Here is an 18,553-nt window from a genome sequence, read left to right as displayed (position 1 = left end):
GTTCCTCTCTACTCTGCCTTTTCCGTCAAAACTTGAATGGAACTGTCAGTTGCATTAACTAAATACTGTCCGTCCTTGGTTTCTATGAACCATGTAGGGGTATAAACTTGAACTTCCCCTTCACCTACAAGGCTATAATGGCCAAGCTCTACTTTTTGTATATGATCACCTTTTTGAAGGTTCGTTTCTAATAGTTTCTCAAGCGCCTTACTAGGTGAGATGATCTGTTGAAAAGCACCCTGTCTTGTAATAAATAGATAGGTCTGCGTTAAACTAGTAAGATTTCCTTTGTCATCAAGTTTGAACTTAATCATTCCGTTCGGCACATCGAAATCTTTTCCGTCAGAAACAATGCCAAAATTAGTAGGATTATAGAAGACCTTTTTCTCTTGATAGACTTGCGTAAACCAGACGATATTGCTCTTTTTATCCCATTCATAAAATGCGTATTCTTTACCGCGGGTTATGTTATCTTCTGCAAATTGATTAAGCTCTGAGATTATATCTTTTGTATCCTTCTTCGGAAGATCCATCGGTTTACTAAGATTATAGTGAAGGGTAATGTCAGTACTCGCTTCCTTATCCAGCGATACATTTTTTTCAGGAGATTTCTTTTCTTCTTCTGAAAACTTGTAACGCTGGGCACTGATTAAGGTTTGTTTTTCTTTATATTTCGGCAGCTTTTCGGATAGTGAGATTTCGTTATTCGCTAACCGCTCTTCTAAAGGCTGATCTGTAAGTCTCGAGATGTTGTTAATGTCGTTCTTTTGATAGAGCTGATAACCCAAGAATAGATTTAAGACAAGAAAGGTAAGGATAAAAATGCTTTTTGTTCTTTGCCAATTCAATTTAATCCTTCCTTTCCAGTCTGTGAAAATAACGGTTGCCATCCTTTAGCATCATAATTAATAAACCATTGTGGCTCTAACTTATATACATGTGGTTCTTTTTGCTTTTTCATCGTGAATCCAATTCGAACATCTTGTACATAGTTCTGGTTGTAATCTTTTGCTTCAAGTTCTTTAATAACATCTAGCCCTGATTGGATGTTTACCTTCTGTGAAAGATAAGACTGTTGGTCGAGCTGTAACTGAACGAGTGAGCGCTGATATTCCTTAAGCTCGTTTTCATACCACACTAGGCTCATCTGCATCTCCGGATCCAACACAGGCAAATTCTCAACAAACAGCCAGAAATTTGCGGAATACGTTGATAGACCGGAAAGAATATACGGATTTCCCCATCCTGCGTGCGTATTGATGTAGTCTAAGGATTGATAGAGCGGTGAAATATTAGGTGTTGTATTTGGATTTCGATTTCCTGCAAAGTTAGTAAACGTGAAACGATTTTGCAATTCGTTCACAACCATTGCCGCTGTTCCATCAGCATATGTGATCTGATTTTTATCAGATGCACTTTTAACAGCTAACGGATCTTTAAACAGTGCTTTTTTATACGTTTCATACGTATCTTCACCTGTTGCTTTTGAAAGGTACGTATAACGAGTCATAGCTAGAGATTCCTTTGGAAAATAAAATCTTCTTAAGATCTCTGCTTGTCCCTCTTTTCCGTCACCCTCAATATCATATTGGATATAAGGGATTAAGTTTCCTGTATCCACCCACTTATCCATATCTCTTATTAAAGGATTTAGCTGATTATTCGTTGCCCTTATCTTTTGCATCTTCTTTTGTTGATAAGAAACAAGATAGCCTTCGATACTATCTGTCATTTTATCTTGATATAAAAAGATTCGGTCTACATTTTGTGGTTTAGTAGCTTGTATCTCGGATTCAAAAGAGAAGATTTCTTTATAAATATCCTGACTCATACCTACTGGAAAAATAATCTCCACATACTTGTTGTCGCGTAAAAACTTTTCATCAGGATCGAAAGCACGATTATTTCTAGAACCTGTATCAAATGTAAATTTTGTTTCGTTCAAGCCCATATGAAATTCTTTTATTAAGTTGCTTGCTTCAAGTCCGTACAACTCATCACCACTATGGTAAATCACCTGGGTAGGGTAAACAAGTTGCTTCACGCCAGCTTCAACATCTACTTCCTGTTTCTTAACGATACGAGCTCCCTCTAGCGATGGATAGCTTGGTTTAAATGTCCACAAGCTCCATGTGAGAACAAGGCTCAAACCGATTAATAAAGTAAGCGTGATCGATTTGATATGTTCATAATTCTTCTTGAAAAAAGTGATCACTTCTTTTGCATGTGTAATCCACTTTAACCAGTTCATTGCTGCAGCCCCTCCTTAACCTTTTTTAAAGGAAGAGTAAAGTGGATGGTCGTTCCTTGGCCCCACTCACTTTCTGCCCAGATGTCTCCGCCATGCGCAAGTACGATTTCTTTTGCGATCGCGAGACCTAGGCCTGTGCCTCCGATATCTCGAGAACGAGCACGGTCTACCCTAAAGAATCGATCAAAGATCTTAGAAACGTTATTCTTCGGAATTCCAACACCTTGATCTGAAATACTTACCTTCACCTTGCGGCCGATCACGGAAGCGTTAAAGGTGATCGTTCCACCTTCAGGCGAATATTTCATCGCGTTCGAGATGATATTATCAAGCACTTGTGTCATCTTATCGGTATCCAACTGAACGTTTATCTTGTGCTTAGGCAGGGACCTAGAAAGTTCAATGTTTTCCTTTTCAAGCATCTCAAAACGATCGATGATGCCGTTCAAGAATTCGACCAGATCAATTTCAAAAAAGTTAAATCGGTAATCTTTGCTGTCCATTTTCGATAATTGAAGCAGATCAGTTACGAGTCTGATCATACGTTCAGTCTCATTTTGAGTAACCTCTAGAAAACGCGGAGCGATGTTCTCATCTTGCCACGCCCCTTCAGCCAGCGCCTCCAGATAACTTCTCATCGTCGTCAGCGGTGTTCTTAATTCGTGCGAAACGTTGAACACAAACTCACGTCGCTCGTTATCGATCTGTTCTTGCTCAGTAACATCATGAAGAACACAAATAAGACCATTGATTGGCCCGTCATCTTTTTGTATCGTGGAGAAGTTTGCTCGCACCACATAATGCAAATCGTTCGTACTAAAATCAAGCAGCATAGATTCGTATTCGTTATAAAGTTCTTCCCACGTGTATTCCGTATTTAAGCGCAATAGCTCCATAAGAGGCGTTCCTAGCGCGTTCTGTCTAGAGATGTTCAGCATCTCTTCAGACCGGTCGTTCATGAGGATGATCGCTCCGTCACGATCTGTCGCAATCACACCATCTGTCATATACGTAAGAACGGAACGCAGCTTTCTTCGTTCGCTCTCTGTGATAGCTGTTGCCTCTTGCAGCTTTGTTGTTAAATTGTTAAAGGTCATAGCAAGCTGACCGATCTCATCGTCTCCATACAGCTGAACTTTTCGAGAAAAGTCCCCTCTTGCCATAACAAGGGCTTGCTTTCTCATATCAGCCATAGGCCTTGTGATCGTCCGTGCCAAAAAGACCCCTAGCAGTCCGGTTATAATAAGTGCGATTACGGTTCCGGTCACTAGAATGCTATTGATTCGAGAAATCTGTTTAAAAATCCCTTCAATAGAAGCTACTAAATAGATGGCGCCAATGTTCTCTCCTGTAGCATCAATCTTGATCGGTTTGGCGAGTACCATCACCCGCTCACCTTCATGAAGCATGATCTCATCATCAACCGTTCCTTCAAGAGCAAGTTTAATCTTAGGATTGAAGCTGATCTGCCCCACCAACTGCGGTTTATTGCTCGCAAGCACCATACCATCTTCATTAAGTACCTGGATCTCTTTCTCTTCGAACTCCTCGTCAATTAACGCTTGAATATCGTCTTCAAGCGTTATTGGAGATTCGCCATCTTCGGCTTTTTTATCTTTGTATCGATCTTTGTCCTTCAACTTTTGCTCAATGTTAAACTCTAATAAATTCACTCTATCGTACAGTGATTTAGAGAAGCTCTGCCGAAGATCAGATTCTAAGTTGTTAATAAAATAAACACTGATCACTTGCATGGCTATTAAAATGAGCAATACATAAATCAATACAAACTTAACGTGTATTGATTTAAAAAAATTGACTTTATCCATCATGACTACTCCTGATCAGGATTTCTTAAGTAATACCCCACTCCGCGTCTTGTAATGATCCATAATGGGTGACTCGGGTTATCTTCAACTTTTTCGCGCAGACGACGAACCGTTACATCTACCGTTCTTACATCACCAAAATAGTCATATCCCCATACCGTTTGAAGCAAGTGTTCACGCGTCATCACTTGTCCGATATGTTTTGCTAAATAATGCAGCAGTTCAAATTCACGATGTGTTAACTCGATTTTCTCACCACGTTTAGTCACGATATACGCATCAGGATGAATCGTAAGAGAACCGATTGTGATCTCGTTGTTCTCGTCTACTTCACGCTCAGATTCCTGCTGATGACGGCGCAGGTTAGCCTTAACACGTGCAATTAATTCACGCGTGCTGAACGGCTTTGTCACGTAATCGTCTGCACCAAGCTCTAAGCCTAATACTTTATCAATTTCAGAGTCTTTTGCTGTAAGCATGATGATCGGCATATCGTACTTTTTACGGATTTCACGACAAACTTCCATGCCGTCTTTTAGGGGAAGCATGATATCTAGTAAAATCATATCCGGCTTCTCTTTTTCTACCTTTTCTAACGCATTGATGCCATCATACGCGCAGCTAACGGTAAAACCTTCTTTTTCAAGATTAAATTGCAGAATATCTGCAATGGGTTTTTCATCATCCACAACGAGAATTTTCTTATCCATGAGAACGCTCCTTCTTCGGAAACTCTATTTTATATATAGCAGAATATTTTGTAGTATCGATTATATGGTATCTCTACTATTTTATCACAGTTGAAACTTTCTCCATACTACTAGCAAAACCTTCTAATTTTAGACAAAGAAAAGTTGGTTTCAGCAAGAAAAACCTCCCAGGAAACAATTATTCCTAAGAGGTTTGTTTATTATTTATCATCATTGCAAGGTTGATTGGAGTGTAAGATGCGAGACTCCTGCGGGACAAGCGGGCAGTCCGAAGAGTGAAGTGGCTCGTTCAGACCCGACAAGCAAAAGATGAATGGATTTGAAGGCGCACTTTGCCTTCTGAGCCATTTAACTTTTGACCTCGAGGGTCTAGCCACTGCAACTTGACAGGTGAGACACTTAAAGGCGCATAGCGGCAAGTGGCTCACCGCCTGCCCCGCGGAAAGCGAGCATCTGAAACGGAAATCAACTTACTTTCACATTACTTTAATTTTCACTTACAAAATCAGCTGGATCTTTAAGAACACCATTCTCATACACTTCAAAATGCAAATGCACACCAGTCGATTGACCGGTTGTACCCATCACACCAATCTTAGACCCCTTCTGCACCACATCACCTGCTGATACAGACATCGAATCAAGATGCGCATAAATGGTTCTCATGCCGTTGTTGTGATCAATGATGATCTTGTTCCCATAATCTCCGTCCCAACCGGCAGAAACAACTCTACCATTGTCAGCAGCTAGGATTGAGCGTTCTGAAGGTCGAGCAATATCCATACCTTTGTGCTCTTTACCCCAACGCGTGCCTTTATGGCTAGAAATATATCCACCTACAGCCGGCCAAGAAAGAGTGCCTGTCCCTTTGGAAGGAATCACTTTGGTACCAATCTTTTGAATTTCCTTAACCGGTTCCTTCACTCGTTTCTTCTCTAAAATCTCTTTTTGTAGCATTCTGTTATCGGCTTTTCTTGTTGTATACGTAATATCTTCTAACCCAGACTGGCCTTTTTGAACCGTTTTGATCTGTCCTTTTTCCAACGTACTGTCTTCTTGTTTCTCAACCTGGAAAGGAAGTTCATTTTGAACACGTGTTGCTTCATACACAAGAACTTCGGTAAAAGGCTTTTTCTCTGTAACTGTTACTGCCTGTCCCGAACGAATAATAGGTACTAACATGAGTCTCGGGTTTAGCGTGAAAAACTGATCCATCGTTAAGTGATATCTTTCTATGATTGACTGAACCGTTTCTCCTTTTTGTACCATATGCTCTTTTTTATGCAGACTGCCTTCTTTTAAAGAAGAAATGGCATCATCTACTGTAACGAGCTCACTGATTGATGTTTGTGCTTTTTGAATGAGAACTGGCGTAGAAAAGTCGATATCAACCACTTTTCGTTCTCCCGGTTTTAAGTCCGGTACTTCAAGCTTTTCGTTCTCTGCTTTCTTTTTTTCAATGTCATCTAGCTCAGCCTCTGACACATGCTCAAGCTTTAACTTCAGCAACGTATCTTTCGCTTCTTTCTTGCTAGAGACATACGCAACAGTTTGTCCGCCAACGACCAAACGATAAGCCTCAACTTCAACCGTTAGCTGCTCCTTCAAGTTCTCTCTTACTTCTTCGTTATCGAACTCTGGTCTGAACATCTTTTCAGGCTTAAGCTCGATAGACTCTCTCACCGCAAAAGCAAAGTTATTCTTTTTCCCTTTTGCCTGTTGGAGAATTTGGTCGACTGTCTCATCGACAACACTTTCTTCACGAACCGTTCCAACCTTCTTTCCATCTACATAAACGTGATATACCGTTTTGATCAACTGGTTATCGTCGCTACTCGCGGATGTGTTCGATGGATTCATCGTGAATGCTGACACTATTAAAATCACTGCAACAAACGGCAGTGCGATATATTTAATAAATCTTTCAGTGGTTTTTCGGCTGTTCACTTTTTCAATTTCCCCCTAAAGATTCTCTCTGCTATCTCTAAAATGTGTCTAAAGAACTACTGCTACTTGTGTCTTTAGCACCTCTAGTATCCTATCATAAGGAATTTCGCTTTGTCAGAATTTCAGGGATTTTGTAATGCAACTGTAAATAAACGACATAAAAAAGAGCATAAATTCACCGATTTATACCCTTTTTTAACACCTATTCCGTTAATTTGATGCGTTCTTTTATATCTTCTTTTTGAACATACACAACAAGGAAACTGATCGGAATCAGAATCAATGTCTCAAGCCATTGCTTTTCAAACAGCCAGTAGAAGAAAGGTGTGAGTGCAAAGGCAAAAAGTCCAGCTACGGTTAAACTTCTTTTAATTCCATAAAAGAGTAGAAACGCAGCTGCTACAAGAACAGCAGATATGGGGTGAAAAATAATCATCCCTCCGATAAATGAAGCCACTCCCTTTCCCCCATGAAAACGAAGAAAGATTGGATAAAGATGCCCTAAAATAACCGCTAAAAAACCGAGAAGTTGTATATATGGTGGATATTGAAATTGTATCCCTGCCCAAACGACCGCTGCCGCTTTTAGAATGTCGCCAGCTAACGTGAGTATGAATCCTGATGGCCCTAATACTCTGCCAGCATTGCGCGCTCCTATATTTCCGCTGCCCAACAATCGTAAATCAACGCCTTTTATAAGCTTTGCTACAAGAAACCCTGTCATGATACAACCAACAAGGTAACTCGCGATCAAATACAGCGCCCATTCAAATTCCATCTGTATGATCACTACCTTCCTCACCCCAATTGATACACTATATTCGAACGATTGAGTACTTATCCCTCTTTATCAGCATTAAAAGTCTATGGTGGGTGTGAAAATGTACGAAACGTGAGTGTTTAGATGCTGATTTGTGCAGTGGATGTCTCTTTGTATGCTTTTTTGAATGTGTATCGGTGTTATTTTTGCGGTAGGAAGTGGTCAGTCCATATACCTAACGGGGTACTCGAACTGTAAATTAAGCCTAATCTTGATGGAATTAAGTTAAAACGAAAAAAATTAAGTCAAAATCGATAGCAATTAAGTCTAAGTATCAAAATAAAGGCGATTCGATCATTCTCGACATTCACGACTCTGCTCCATACCCCTCACCCAAGCGTGCCCACAAAAATAAAAATACAAAAAAAGCATGCTCCCTTTTCAAGGAACATGCAACATGTTTTAGGATTTTTTAAAGTAAAATGGTGGCTCGAGACGGAATCGAACCGCCGACACGAGGATTTTCAGTCCTCTGCTCTACCATCTGAGCTATCGAGCCATAAAAGTGGCGGACCCGACCGGGGTCGAACCGGCGATCTCCTGCGTGACAGGCAGGCATGTTAACCACTACACCACGAGTCCACTTAAATGCTTTTATTTACTTAAAGAAAAATGGTGACCCGTACGGGATTCGAACCCGTGTTACCGCCGTGAAAGGGCGGTGTCTTAACCGCTTGACCAACGGGCCACTTTTTTAAAAAAAGTGGTGAGCCATGAAGGACTCGAACCTTCGACCCTCTGATTAAAAGTCAGATGCTCTACCAACTGAGCTAATGGCTCGTGCTTTGTTTTAAACGTTTGTCGTTTTTTCACGACAAGTGTTACTTTATCACGATATCGAAGCTTTGGCAATATGTTTTCTATATATTTTTCAAAAAAACTTTCAAATGCTTAAAAATACTCACGAAAGCATTCCTCATTCATCAAAAATAAAGCCCCTCGTTTCAACAAGGGGCCACTAGTTATTTAAGCGAATACGCCACGTACCATGTTTGTTTGTGCACGGTCTGGTCCAACTGAGAAGATAGAAAGTGGAATACCAGTTACTTGTGAGATACGCTCTACATAATGACGCGCGTTTTCTGGAAGCTCTCCAAGATCCTTCACACCTGTAATATCTTCAGTCCAGCCTGGCATTTCTTCAAATACAGGCTCACATTGAGCAAGCTCTTTAAGGCTCGCTGGGAATTCATACGTTAGTTCACCTTTGTATTTGTAGGCTACACAGATCTTCAACGTTTCAATACCTGTTAGAACGTCGATTGAGTTCAAAGAAAGATCCGTGATACCCGAAACACGGCGAGCATGACGCACAACTACTGCGTCAAACCAACCTACACGACGCGGACGTCCTGTCGTTGTACCGTACTCACGGCCAACTTCACGAATTTGATTACCGATCTCATCATGAAGCTCAGTTGGGAAAGGACCATCACCAACACGTGTTGTATAGGCTTTTGAAACACCTACAACATGGTTGATCTTAGACGGACCAACACCAGAACCGATTGTTACTCCACCTGCGATAGGGTTTGATGACGTAACGAATGGATATGTTCCTTGGTCGATATCAAGCATTACACCTTGTGCGCCTTCAAAAAGAACGCGACGGCCATCGTCTAATGCATCGTTAAGAACAACTGATGTATCGACTACATATTTTTTAATTTGTTGACCGTACTCGTAATACTCATCTAAGATCTCTTCTTTTGTGAATCCTTCTGATTCGTAGATGCGTTCGAATAAACGGTTCTTTTCCGCTAAGTTGCGCTCTAACTTCTCTTCAAATTCTTCACGATCTAAAAGGTCAGCGATACGGATTCCGATACGAGCTGCTTTATCCATGTATGCAGGACCGATTCCTTTTTTCGTTGTACCGATCTTGTTAGCGCCCTTGCTCTCTTCCTCTAAGATATCTTGACGAAGGTGATAAGGAAGAATTACGTGCGCACGGTTAGAGATACGAAGGTTGTCCGTACTTACTTCGTGGCTGTGAAGGTATGCAAGTTCTTCAAGAACTGCTTTCGGATCGACAACCATTCCGTTTCCGATCACGCAGATTTTATCTTTATAAAAGATTCCAGATGGAATAAGGTGAAGCTTATACTTCTTTCCTTCAAATACAATTGTATGACCAGCGTTGTTACCGCCTTGGTATCGAGCTACTACTTCTGCTTTTTCTGAGAGATAATCGGTAATCTTACCTTTTCCTTCATCTCCCCATTGTGTTCCTACTACTACTACTGATGACATGGTTGTTGCACCTCCATGAAATTAACGATTGACGAATTTATCATCTAATCTTGAAAACCATGCTTAGTTTAGCAATATATCTGATAGAAGTCAATTAAAAACACGAACATTAAAAGAAAAAACAATATTTTCGTTCGTAATAATTTTACATTTCTATAGCCAGAAGATCGAAAACCTTATCGTATCCTGTAGTATTCACCTTTTTTAGGAGGTACGATTCTTTGCTTATCGATAAATTAATGGTGGCTTATATGGATACAAAAGCAAACCACATCTATTATTTAGATAAAAATGAACAAACGATATTGCTTGATGCGATCGAGCCAGGTGGTCTTCCCAACCTAGAATTTCTAGATGCTGAAGAACCAGAGCGATTTCTTGAGATCCCTAAAGTGATGACCGTTGAATCTTTCAGCTGGATGGTTGAGTTTGAGAGCGTTCATCAAAACAACGAACTGCTGCACGCGTTAAATGAGGACGAGCCATTTAAACGTTTTACCGAAAAAGTAAGTGAACTGAACCTGCATGAAAAATGGCAGACGTTTCAAAAAGATAAAGTTAAAAGCAGAATAGAAATGTGGCTAACAGAAAATAAAATCAAAGAAATACAAAAGCAGCCGGAATAATTCCCAGCTGCTTTTTTTATGCGCCTGGTGGTATGGCACTCTCATCGTGCCGCCTGTCCAGGTTAACGAACTTGTTATATTCTTTTACGAAAGCGAGCTCTACCGTTCCCGTTGGACCGTTACGCTGCTTAGCGATGATGATCTCGATGATGTTCTTCGCTTCTGATTCTTTATCATAGTAATCGTCACGATATAAGAAGGCAACGATATCGGCATCCTGCTCGATGGAACCTGATTCACGAATATCGGACATCATCGGTCGCTTGTCCTGACGAGATTCAACACCACGTGATAACTGTGAAAGGGCGATAACCGGCACTTCCAGCTCACGAGCAAGTGCTTTAAGGGAACGAGAGATCTCAGAAACCTCCTGTTGGCGGTTTTCGCCTGATTTCCCGCTACCCATAATAAGCTGCAGGTAATCGATCAAAATCATTCCTAGGCCCTTCTCCTGCTTCAGACGACGACATTTCGCACGGATATCGTTAATACGAATACCCGGTGTATCATCGATGTAGATACCTGCCGCTGATAAGCTTCCCATAGCCATCGTAAGCTTCTGCCAGTCTTCAGGTAACAATGACCCTGTACGCAGACGCTGTGCATCTAGATTACCCTCTGCACAAAGCATACGCATAACAAGCTGCTCAGCACCCATCTCTAGACTGAATATGGCTACGTTCTCCTCTGTCTTTGTTGCAACGTTCTGCGCGATGTTCAGAGCAAACGCAGTTTTACCTACTGATGGACGAGCAGCAACGATGATCAGATCGTTCCGTTGAAACCCAGCCGTCATTCGGTCCAGGTCATTAAAGCCGGTCGGAATCCCCGTTATATCACCTTTACGGTTATGAAGAGCTTCAATGTTGTCATAAGCATGAACCAACACATCCTTAATCGCTGTAAAAGCACTCGTGTTCTTACGGTTCGCTACTTCTAGAATCGACTTCTCCGCTTCGTTCAGGATTGCCTCTACTTCTTCTTCACGCGCATAGCTGTTAGCTGTAATATCAGTCGCTGTACGGATCAAACGGCGAAGAAGAGACTTCTCTTCAACGATCTTGCTGTAATATTCGATGTTCGCAGCCGTCGGAGAACTATCCGCCAACTCTGTTAAGAAGGATAAACCGCCGACTTCATCCAGCTGGTTCTTGTCCTGAAGCTCTGACGTGACAGTGATCAGATCTACCGGCTCACCTTTTGCGTTAAGATCGAGCATCACGCGATAGATTCTTTGGTGAGTAGCACGGTAAAAATCTTCCGGAAGCAGAATCTCTGATGCCGTTATAAGAGCTTCGGGCTCTAAAAAGATCGCACCAAGAACAGCCTGCTCCGCTTCAATATTCTGCGGCGGTATGCGGTCAGCAAATAAATCACTCATAGTTGTTCCTCCTTTCTTTACTAGTAATGGTTTGTATATGTTTTAAGAACTTTTAGATTAGTTTGGTTTTTGGCTCCAAGTATAGGTTGATCGGAGTGTAAGATGCGAGACTCCTGGGGGATCAGCGGGACAGGTGAGACTCTTAACAGCGCAATGTGCTAAGAGGCTCACCGCACGCCCCCCGGAAAGCGAGCATCTGAAACGGAGATCAACGCTTTCTATCCCCGCAAAAAAACCGGGAAAACCCGGCTTTTTTATTCTTCTGTTACGTGTACTTTTACAGTTGCAGTAACTTGCTGATGAACCTTGATCGAAACATTCGTATACCCTAGTGCTTTAATCGGCTCAGGAAGCTCGATCTTACGCTTATCGATCTTAATCCCTTGCTCTTTCAAGCCATCAGCGATCTGTTTACTTGTCACAGAACCGAAAACGCGGCCACCTTCACCTGTCTTCGTTTTGATCGTAACGGTCATCTCAGCAAGCTTTGCTTTTAATGCTTCAGCCTCTTCCAGTTGAGCTTGTTGTTTTTTCTCTTCGCTCTTCTGTTGACCTTGAAGTGTCGCCATCGCGCCAGATGTAGCTTCTGAAGCTAGGTTTTTTGGAAATAAGAAGTTGCGTGCATATCCTTCAGAAACGTTCTTAACCTCGCCTTTTTTACCTTTACCTTTTACATCTTGAAGAAAAATTACTTTCATTCCTCTTCTCCCCCTTCAATATACTCATCAATGATTAGCTTTAAGTGTTTTTCCGCTTCATCAATCGAGCTGTTCTCAATCTGGCAGGCAGCGTTTGTAAGATGTCCTCCGCCTTCCAGTCTCTCCATGATCATCTGCACGTTGATGTCCCCAAGTGAACGAGCACTGATGCTTACTTTGCCGTCAATGCGATTTGCAATAACAAAGGATGCTTGAATGCCGTTCATCGTTAATAGTATATCTGCTGCCTGAGCGATCACAACTTGATTGTACGCATCCTCAGGAGAGCTCTTGGCAATCACGATGCCTTTTTTATAAACATCCGCACTCTCAATGAGTTTGGAACGTCTTGTATACGTGTTTAAATCTTCTTTTAAGAACTTTTGAACAAGAATCGTGTCTGCACCATGAGCCCTTAAATAAGACGCAGCATCAAACGTACGAGAACCTGTTCTGAGGGTAAAACTCTTCGTATCAACGATAATACCCGCAAGAAGTGCCGTTGCTTCAAGCATACGCATCTTCAGTCTCTTCGGCTGATACTCGAGAAGTTCGGTCACGAGCTCTGCTGTAGATGAAGCATAAGGCTCCATGTACACAAGCACCGGATCTTTAATGAAATCTTCACCACGGCGATGGTGATCGATGACAACAACATGATCAAGCTTGCTTAACAGCTTTTCTTCAATAACCATCGTCGGTTTATGTGTATCCACTACGACTAGAAGCGTGTCGCGCGATGCAAGCTCTAACGCTTCTTCAGGCGAGATGAAATACTTCCAGATCGATTCTGTTTCTTTCAGCTCATCCATCAAGCGCTGAACGCCAATGTCGATATTCGCTTGATCGAGTACAATATATCCATCTTTTCCATTCACTTGCGCGACCTTTAGAATCCCGATCGCAGAACCGATAGAGTCCATATCCGGATTCTTATGCCCCATGATGATGACCTTGTCGCTATCTGCCACCAATTCACTGAGTGCATGAGAAATGACGCGGGCACGTACGCGGGTGCGTTTCTCAACAGGATTTGTCTTTCCTCCATAGAAACGTACTTTTCCGTTCGTCTGCTTGATCGCAACCTGGTCGCCTCCGCGTCCAAGAGCAAGATCTAGACTTGATTGTGATAGCTGTCCGAGCTCAGGGAGTGAAGATGTTCCAGCTGCAACCCCGATACTGAGCGTAAGAGAGATATTCTGCTTCGCTGTAGACTCTCTCACCTCATCTAATACGCTGAATTTATTCTTTTCCAACTCATAGAGAATGCGTTGGTTAAATACAGCTAAAAACCGCTCAGAAGACGTTCGTTTAAGGAAGATGCCATGTACGTTCGCCCATTCATTCAACACAGATGTCACTTTTGAGTTGATCGTTGATCGAAACTGGTCATCTAATCCTTGCGTTACTTCTTCATAGTTATCGAGATAGATAATCGCCATGACCGTTTGTTCTTCATCATACAAACGTTCAAGATCTAACTGCTCGGTCACATCAAAAAAGTAAAGCAGTCTATCTTCTTTCTTAAAGTTCACTTGAAATCTATGTGTGTTAATCTTAATAACTTCTTCCTTCGCATCACTCTTGATATGAGGAATCAGTTCTTCTGAAACATGGTTTAGAGAATGGCCGATAAAGGACTCTTCTTCAATGAGGGCTCCCATATAAGGATTTGCCCATTCGATCTTAAAATCCTCATCATACAAAATAATCCCGATCGGCATTTCCATCAACGCTTCTTCTCCCACCTTCTTCAAGCGGTGAGAAAGCGTCGAAATATAATCGCCCAGCTCCTCCTGAAAACTAGCTTCGGCTTTCATGGCATAATAAAACAAACCGCCGAGCAGCACGAAGCCTGCCATTCCGATCATCCAATGAAAATACGTGATGATGCTTACCAGAACAACAGAAGTTACAAATAAGGCGATGACGGGATAACCATGCCACCGTTTTAGTAAAAACTTTGGCATACTTTCAGCTCCTACTGTTTTGGTTTCAACCGTTTTTTGATCATAAATCCTAAATCAATTATACCTAAGAATTTAACGACTTCCAGAGGAATCGGCAGGAAAGAGTTCAGCAAAAACAAGAGTATAATCAACAATATGATTCTTTTTCTCTTCCAATTCTTTATCCAGGCATAATAAAAAATAACTGTGAAACCTTGAATTATAAGTACAAACGATAATATCATATACAAATTTATCGTTACAATATATAAAGACGTACCCTTTTCAGGCATACTAAATGTTAAAACAATCGCTATAATATAATACCACAAAAACGATTTTGGCAGGTTCCACTCACGAAATGGAGGGAACGATGGCACATCATAACGCATTCTTTTCATCAGCATTCTTGCGGCGATATGTGTTAAGAAGGCAAGGATAACAGCTCCCCCGATAATATAAGTCGGAAGCATCATCGGAATCAATTCCGCTTGCTCTTTAAATTTTTCAATCTGGGAAGGGTCTTGTCCACCCGATTTATAAAAGTCCTCTGCTGTACCTATCGCACTTTGAAACTGAGATTCTAATTCTTTTACAAAATTAATCCCCATGAATACTTGAGCGATAGCAAGCGTTCCTAACATGTTCACGATGTTGGACAAACTCGCCCCAAGCAGAACCGCAAACGCAGGTTTTTTTCTTCTATAAAGTTCCCCCATCACGATTCCTGTCAAACCAGCAAAGAGGGTAACAATGATACCGTTAAGCCCCGCAAACGCCAATGAAACACCAAACGTGACCGCCCATAGAAGTAATCCCGCTTTAAGATCTTGCCGGTACAAGTAAATGATAAACGGAAGCGGCAAAATAAATAACGAGACCAAGCTAAATAACGGTATGTACATACTGATCAAAAAAAGAAGCGTATAAATGCCAGAAACAACGGCACCTTCCACCAATACTCTAGTATTGCGCATGATTCACCTCATAAATTCTTCATATGTTCTAATTGTAGTGACATAACCGCTGTAATTCAACTTAAACGATAATTCTAGCATAGACGTACTTGAAGCGAAGTAAACAAATTATGGAAGGTTTGCTTGGATGGAGTCCGAAATAGGTGATGTAAACCTGTTTTTAGGTAATTCATGTGTGAAAACAATGTTATGAGATGGTGTGGGAAGCTGCCCACGGTGGTTCAATAGAGGGTACTCGGCCAAATTGCGGCCGTTTTTGATGCGCAATGAAGAGGAATCCAAAAGTTTTGAGCTCCAATCCACAAATTTCTTACCTGAATCCTAAAGTTTTAGCTGTTTATCCACGAGTTTTAGCCTTTTATCCGCGAGTCTACAATCCTCGACAAAAGTCGAAACCCACTACTATCCCTTTGAACACACAAAAAAGCGCAGCTAGAAAACCCAGCTGCGCTTTTTAAACGATCTTATTCAGATACATATGGTAACAATGCCATGTGACGAGAGCGTTTGATCGCACGAGTCAATTGACGTTGATATTTAGCAGATGTACCAGTTACACGACGAGGAAGAATCTTACCGCGCTCAGAAACGAAACGCTTTAAAAGATCAGTGTCCTTGTAGTCGATGTAAGTGATTTTGTTTACAGTGAAGAAACAAACCTTACGACGCTTTTGGCGTCCACCACGACGTCCAGCCATAGTTGGTCCCCTCCTTTAGTTTTATTTTTATATATTCCGATTCATAGTTTACGTTAGTTTAAAATGGCAAATCGTCATCAGAAATGTCGATCGGCGTGCCATCATTTGCAAACGGGTCATCGTTGAAGTTATTACGTTTTGGATTCTGCTGTTGTTGCTGTCCTCCAAAGCCGTTGTCACTTCCATAGCTGCGGTTCTGATTTTGCTGCCCAAATCCGCGGTCATTTGATGGTCCACCAAAGTTGTTGCTGTTGCCTTGATATTGCTGGCCTCCAGCATTAGCGTTTTTAGGTTCAAGGAATTGAACACTTTCTGCCATTACTTCAGTAACATACACTCTTTGACCCTGCTGGTTCTCGTAAGAACGAGTTTGCAAACGTCCATCCACTCCTGCAAGCGATCCCTTTTTCAAGAAGTTCGCTACATTTTCAGCGGGCTTACGCCATACGACACAGTTAATAAAATCTGCTTCGCGCTCACCTTGCTGATTCGAAAAAGGTCGATTAACAGCAAGTGTGAAGTTAGCAACAGCCACACCGTTTGGAGTGTACTTTAATTCTGGGTCTTTTGTTAAACGTCCCACCAGTACTACTCGATTTAGCATTCAGAACCACTCCTTAAAGGATTAATTTCTTTCGTCTACGATTGTCATGAAACGAAGAACATCTTCGTTGATCTTCATAAGACGGTCGAATTCATTAATCGCTTCGTTTGGAGCGTTAACTTCCAATAGCGTGTAATATCCATCGCGGAAGTCATTGATTTCGTAAGCTAAACGCTTTTTACCCATTTCCTTTTCGTTCGCGATCTCCGCACCGTTGTCAGTTAGGATGCTTTTCGCACGCTCTTTAGTTGCCTTAAGAGCTTCCTCTTCGATATTCGGACGGACGATGTACATAATTTCGTACTTTTTCATTCCGTTCACCTCCTTTTGGTCTAAGCGGCCCAAAACATTTATTTCGGGCAAGGAGAAAATCATCATAACAGTATTTGTTGACAATTAACTCACAATAAAGAATTATATCAAAACATCTTGTATAAAACAAGCACCTCTTAAAAGAAAGCATAAAAAAGAGGAAAAGCGATTGCTTTTCCTTCGATTTCTAGAATACTTAGGCCGTAATCTAAAATGCTTTGAATTGTTTTTTTAAAGAACTTCACTGACAAGTTGATTGGAGTGGAAGGTGCGAGACTCCTGGGGGATCAGCGGGACAGGTGAGACACCTAACAGCGCAAAGCGCTAGGTGGCTCACCGTACGCCCCCCGGAAAGCGAAGCACCTGCAACGGAAATCAACCTCTTCCTGTCGTTTTTTTAAACATTAAAACGGAAATGAACAACATCTCCATCTTTCATCTCATATTCTTTACCTTCAAGACGTACCTTACCTTTTTCTTTAGCAGCTGCCATGTTCCCCGCCGCCATCAAATCATCATAAGCTACGATCTCTGCACGAATAAATCCTCTTTCAAAATCCGTGTGAATGATTCCTGCACATGCTGGAGCCTTCATGCCTTTACGGAACGTCCAAGCACGTACTTCTTGAACACCCGCTGTAAAGTAAGTAGCTAGACCTAGAAGTGAATAAGAAGCACGGATCAATTTATCAAGACCTGCTTCTTCTATACCAAGTTCACCTAAGAATGCCATCTTTTCGTCGCCATCAAGCTCAGCGATTTCTTCTTCCACTTTTGCACAGATTACGATAACCTCTGCATTTTCACGTGCAGCATATTCTTTAACTGCTTCAACGTGCTCGTTCGTTCCTTCCAAAAGCTCATCTTCGCTTACGTTAGCAACGTAAAGGATCGGCTTCATTGTAAGAAGGTGCATTGTATGAACAATCTTCTTCTCTTCAGGTGTTAGATCAACACTTCGTGCCGGAAGTTCTTGCATAAGAGCTTCTTTGATTTTTGAAAGAACAGCAAACTCCGCTACAGCTTCTTTGTCTTTAGACTTTGCAAGCTTTTCAACACGTGCTACACGCTTGTCGATCGACTCTAGATCAGCAAAGATAAGCTCTAGGTTGATAACCTCAATATCATCGATCGGATTCACTTTACCGTGTACGTGCGTGATGTTTTCATCATCAAAACAACGAACAACTTGAAGGATCGCATCTGTTTGACGGATGTGAGATAAGAATTTGTTTCCTAATCCTTCTCCTTTACTCGCACCTTTTACAATTCCAGCGATATCTGTGAATTCAAAAGTTGTAGGAACTACCTTTTTCGGTTGTACCATCTCTGTTAATTTTTGAAGACGGTTGTCTGGTACTTCAACGATTCCAACGTTTGGATCAATCGTACAGAACGGATAGTTAGCAGATTCAGCACCCGCTTGTGTAATAGCATTAAACAATGTAGATTTACCAACATTCGGCAAACCAACGATTCCAGTTGTAAGAGCCACTGT

16 protein-coding genes and 4 tRNA genes are annotated in these 18,553 nt (G+C 41.5%); 1 reads left to right on the top strand and 19 read right to left on the bottom strand.

The window, feature by feature from the left end; all coding sequences use genetic code 11:
• Positions 1-8: 8 nt before the first annotated feature.
• The 11 genes from HU823_RS05695 to HU823_RS05645 form a co-directional block, all read right to left on the bottom strand.
• Positions 9-848: a two-component system regulatory protein YycI gene (locus HU823_RS05695; RefSeq protein WP_197221413.1), complete on the bottom strand. Its 840-nt coding sequence runs from the start codon at positions 846-848 to the stop codon at positions 9-11.
• On the bottom strand, positions 845-2,251 hold the full coding sequence (locus tag HU823_RS05690; protein WP_197221412.1) for a YycH family regulatory protein: 1,407 nt from the start codon (positions 2,249-2,251) through the stop codon (positions 845-847). Before HU823_RS05690 ends, HU823_RS05695 begins: the two co-directional genes overlap by 4 nt.
• Positions 2,248-4,080, bottom strand: coding sequence for a cell wall metabolism sensor histidine kinase WalK (gene walK / locus HU823_RS05685; protein ID WP_197221411.1), 1,833 nt, complete (start codon positions 4,078-4,080; stop codon positions 2,248-2,250). Before walK ends, HU823_RS05690 begins: the two co-directional genes overlap by 4 nt.
• 5 nt (positions 4,081-4,085) lie before the next feature.
• Complete coding sequence (gene yycF / locus HU823_RS05680) at positions 4,086-4,790, bottom strand: response regulator YycF (protein WP_197221410.1); 705 nt, start codon at positions 4,788-4,790, stop codon at positions 4,086-4,088.
• A gap of 486 nt (positions 4,791-5,276) precedes the next feature.
• Positions 5,277-6,737, bottom strand: coding sequence for a peptidoglycan DD-metalloendopeptidase family protein (locus HU823_RS22255; protein ID WP_197221409.1), 1,461 nt, complete (start codon positions 6,735-6,737; stop codon positions 5,277-5,279).
• Between the two features lie 202 nt (positions 6,738-6,939).
• The gene (locus tag HU823_RS05670) at positions 6,940-7,527 is read right to left on the bottom strand and encodes a glycerol-3-phosphate acyltransferase (RefSeq protein ID WP_197221408.1); all 588 of its coding nucleotides are present in this window, start codon (positions 7,525-7,527) and stop codon (positions 6,940-6,942) included.
• 453 nt (positions 7,528-7,980) lie between these two features.
• Positions 7,981-8,056 (bottom strand) — tRNA-Phe (locus tag HU823_RS05665).
• A 7-nt stretch (positions 8,057-8,063) separates the two neighbouring features.
• Positions 8,064-8,139: transfer RNA gene (locus HU823_RS05660), tRNA-Asp, on the bottom strand.
• Positions 8,140-8,170: 31 nt separating this feature from the next.
• Positions 8,171-8,245 (bottom strand) — tRNA-Glu (locus HU823_RS05655).
• A 16-nt stretch (positions 8,246-8,261) separates the two neighbouring features.
• Positions 8,262-8,337: transfer RNA gene (locus HU823_RS05650), tRNA-Lys, on the bottom strand.
• Between the two features lie 186 nt (positions 8,338-8,523).
• Positions 8,524-9,810, bottom strand: a complete 1,287-nt coding sequence (locus tag HU823_RS05645) for an adenylosuccinate synthase (protein WP_197221407.1) — start codon at positions 9,808-9,810, stop codon at positions 8,524-8,526.
• A 221-nt stretch (positions 9,811-10,031) separates the two neighbouring features.
• Between HU823_RS05645 and HU823_RS05640 the strand changes: the two genes are divergently transcribed.
• Positions 10,032-10,436 (top strand): UPF0158 family protein, encoded by a 405-nt coding sequence (locus HU823_RS05640; protein ID WP_144696586.1) that lies wholly within the window; start codon positions 10,032-10,034, stop codon positions 10,434-10,436.
• A gap of 16 nt (positions 10,437-10,452) precedes the next feature.
• Here HU823_RS05640 and dnaB read toward each other — a convergent pair whose 3' ends face one another.
• From dnaB to ychF, 8 genes are all read right to left on the bottom strand, one after another.
• Positions 10,453-11,817 (bottom strand): replicative DNA helicase, encoded by a 1,365-nt coding sequence (gene dnaB, locus HU823_RS05635; protein WP_144696584.1) that lies wholly within the window; start codon positions 11,815-11,817, stop codon positions 10,453-10,455.
• Between the two features lie 254 nt (positions 11,818-12,071).
• On the bottom strand, positions 12,072-12,515 hold the full coding sequence (gene rplI, locus HU823_RS05630) for a 50S ribosomal protein L9 (RefSeq protein ID WP_197195446.1): 444 nt from the start codon (positions 12,513-12,515) through the stop codon (positions 12,072-12,074).
• Positions 12,512-14,485, bottom strand: coding sequence for a DHH family phosphoesterase (locus HU823_RS05625; RefSeq protein ID WP_144696572.1), 1,974 nt, complete (start codon positions 14,483-14,485; stop codon positions 12,512-12,514). Before HU823_RS05625 ends, rplI begins: the two co-directional genes overlap by 4 nt.
• A gap of 11 nt (positions 14,486-14,496) precedes the next feature.
• Positions 14,497-15,441, bottom strand: a complete 945-nt coding sequence (locus HU823_RS05620) for a YybS family protein (RefSeq protein WP_197221406.1) — start codon at positions 15,439-15,441, stop codon at positions 14,497-14,499.
• Between the two features lie 464 nt (positions 15,442-15,905).
• Positions 15,906-16,139 (bottom strand): 30S ribosomal protein S18, encoded by a 234-nt coding sequence (rpsR, locus tag HU823_RS05615; RefSeq protein ID WP_066399523.1) that lies wholly within the window; start codon positions 16,137-16,139, stop codon positions 15,906-15,908.
• A gap of 58 nt (positions 16,140-16,197) precedes the next feature.
• Entirely contained in the window at positions 16,198-16,743 is a 546-nt protein-coding gene (gene ssb / locus HU823_RS05610; RefSeq protein WP_066399530.1) for a single-stranded DNA-binding protein, read from the bottom strand.
• A 21-nt stretch (positions 16,744-16,764) separates the two neighbouring features.
• Positions 16,765-17,055, bottom strand: a complete 291-nt coding sequence (gene rpsF / locus HU823_RS05605; RefSeq protein WP_066399533.1) for a 30S ribosomal protein S6 — start codon at positions 17,053-17,055, stop codon at positions 16,765-16,767.
• Between the two features lie 397 nt (positions 17,056-17,452).
• A complete protein-coding gene (gene ychF / locus HU823_RS05600) occupies positions 17,453-18,550 on the bottom strand; it encodes a redox-regulated ATPase YchF (protein WP_144696568.1) in 1,098 nt (365 codons plus the stop codon).
• Between the last annotated feature and the right edge of the window lie 3 nt (positions 18,551-18,553).

It is taken from the genome of Fictibacillus sp. 18YEL24 (assembly GCF_015903855.1).
Lineage (GTDB): Bacteria > Bacillota > Bacilli > Bacillales > Fictibacillaceae > Fictibacillus > Fictibacillus phosphorivorans_C.
This window is presented reverse-complemented; position numbering and strand designations above follow the sequence as displayed.

Coding starts and splice junctions, on each gene's coding strand:
- HU823_RS05690 (WP_197221412.1), bottom strand. CDS start 2,251: ATGAACTGGTTAAAGTGGATTACACATGCAAAAGAAGTGATCACTTTT.
- yycF (WP_197221410.1), bottom strand. CDS start 4,790: ATGGATAAGAAAATTCTCGTTGTGGATGATGAAAAACCCATTGCAGAT.
- rplI (WP_197195446.1), bottom strand. CDS start 12,515: ATGAAAGTAATTTTTCTTCAAGATGTAAAAGGTAAAGGTAAAAAAGGC.
- dnaB (WP_144696584.1), bottom strand. CDS start 11,817: ATGAGTGATTTATTTGCTGACCGCATACCGCCGCAGAATATTGAAGCG.
- rpsF (WP_066399533.1), bottom strand. CDS start 17,055: ATGAAAAAGTACGAAATTATGTACATCGTCCGTCCGAATATCGAAGAG.
- rpsR (WP_066399523.1), bottom strand. CDS start 16,139: ATGGCTGGACGTCGTGGTGGACGCCAAAAGCGTCGTAAGGTTTGTTTC.
- ssb (WP_066399530.1), bottom strand. CDS start 16,743: ATGCTAAATCGAGTAGTACTGGTGGGACGTTTAACAAAAGACCCAGAA.
- HU823_RS05620 (WP_197221406.1), bottom strand. CDS start 15,441: ATGCGCAATACTAGAGTATTGGTGGAAGGTGCCGTTGTTTCTGGCATT.
- HU823_RS05645 (WP_197221407.1), bottom strand. CDS start 9,810: ATGTCATCAGTAGTAGTAGTAGGAACACAATGGGGAGATGAAGGAAAA.
- walK (WP_197221411.1), bottom strand. CDS start 4,080: ATGGATAAAGTCAATTTTTTTAAATCAATACACGTTAAGTTTGTATTG.
- HU823_RS05625 (WP_144696572.1), bottom strand. CDS start 14,485: ATGCCAAAGTTTTTACTAAAACGGTGGCATGGTTATCCCGTCATCGCC.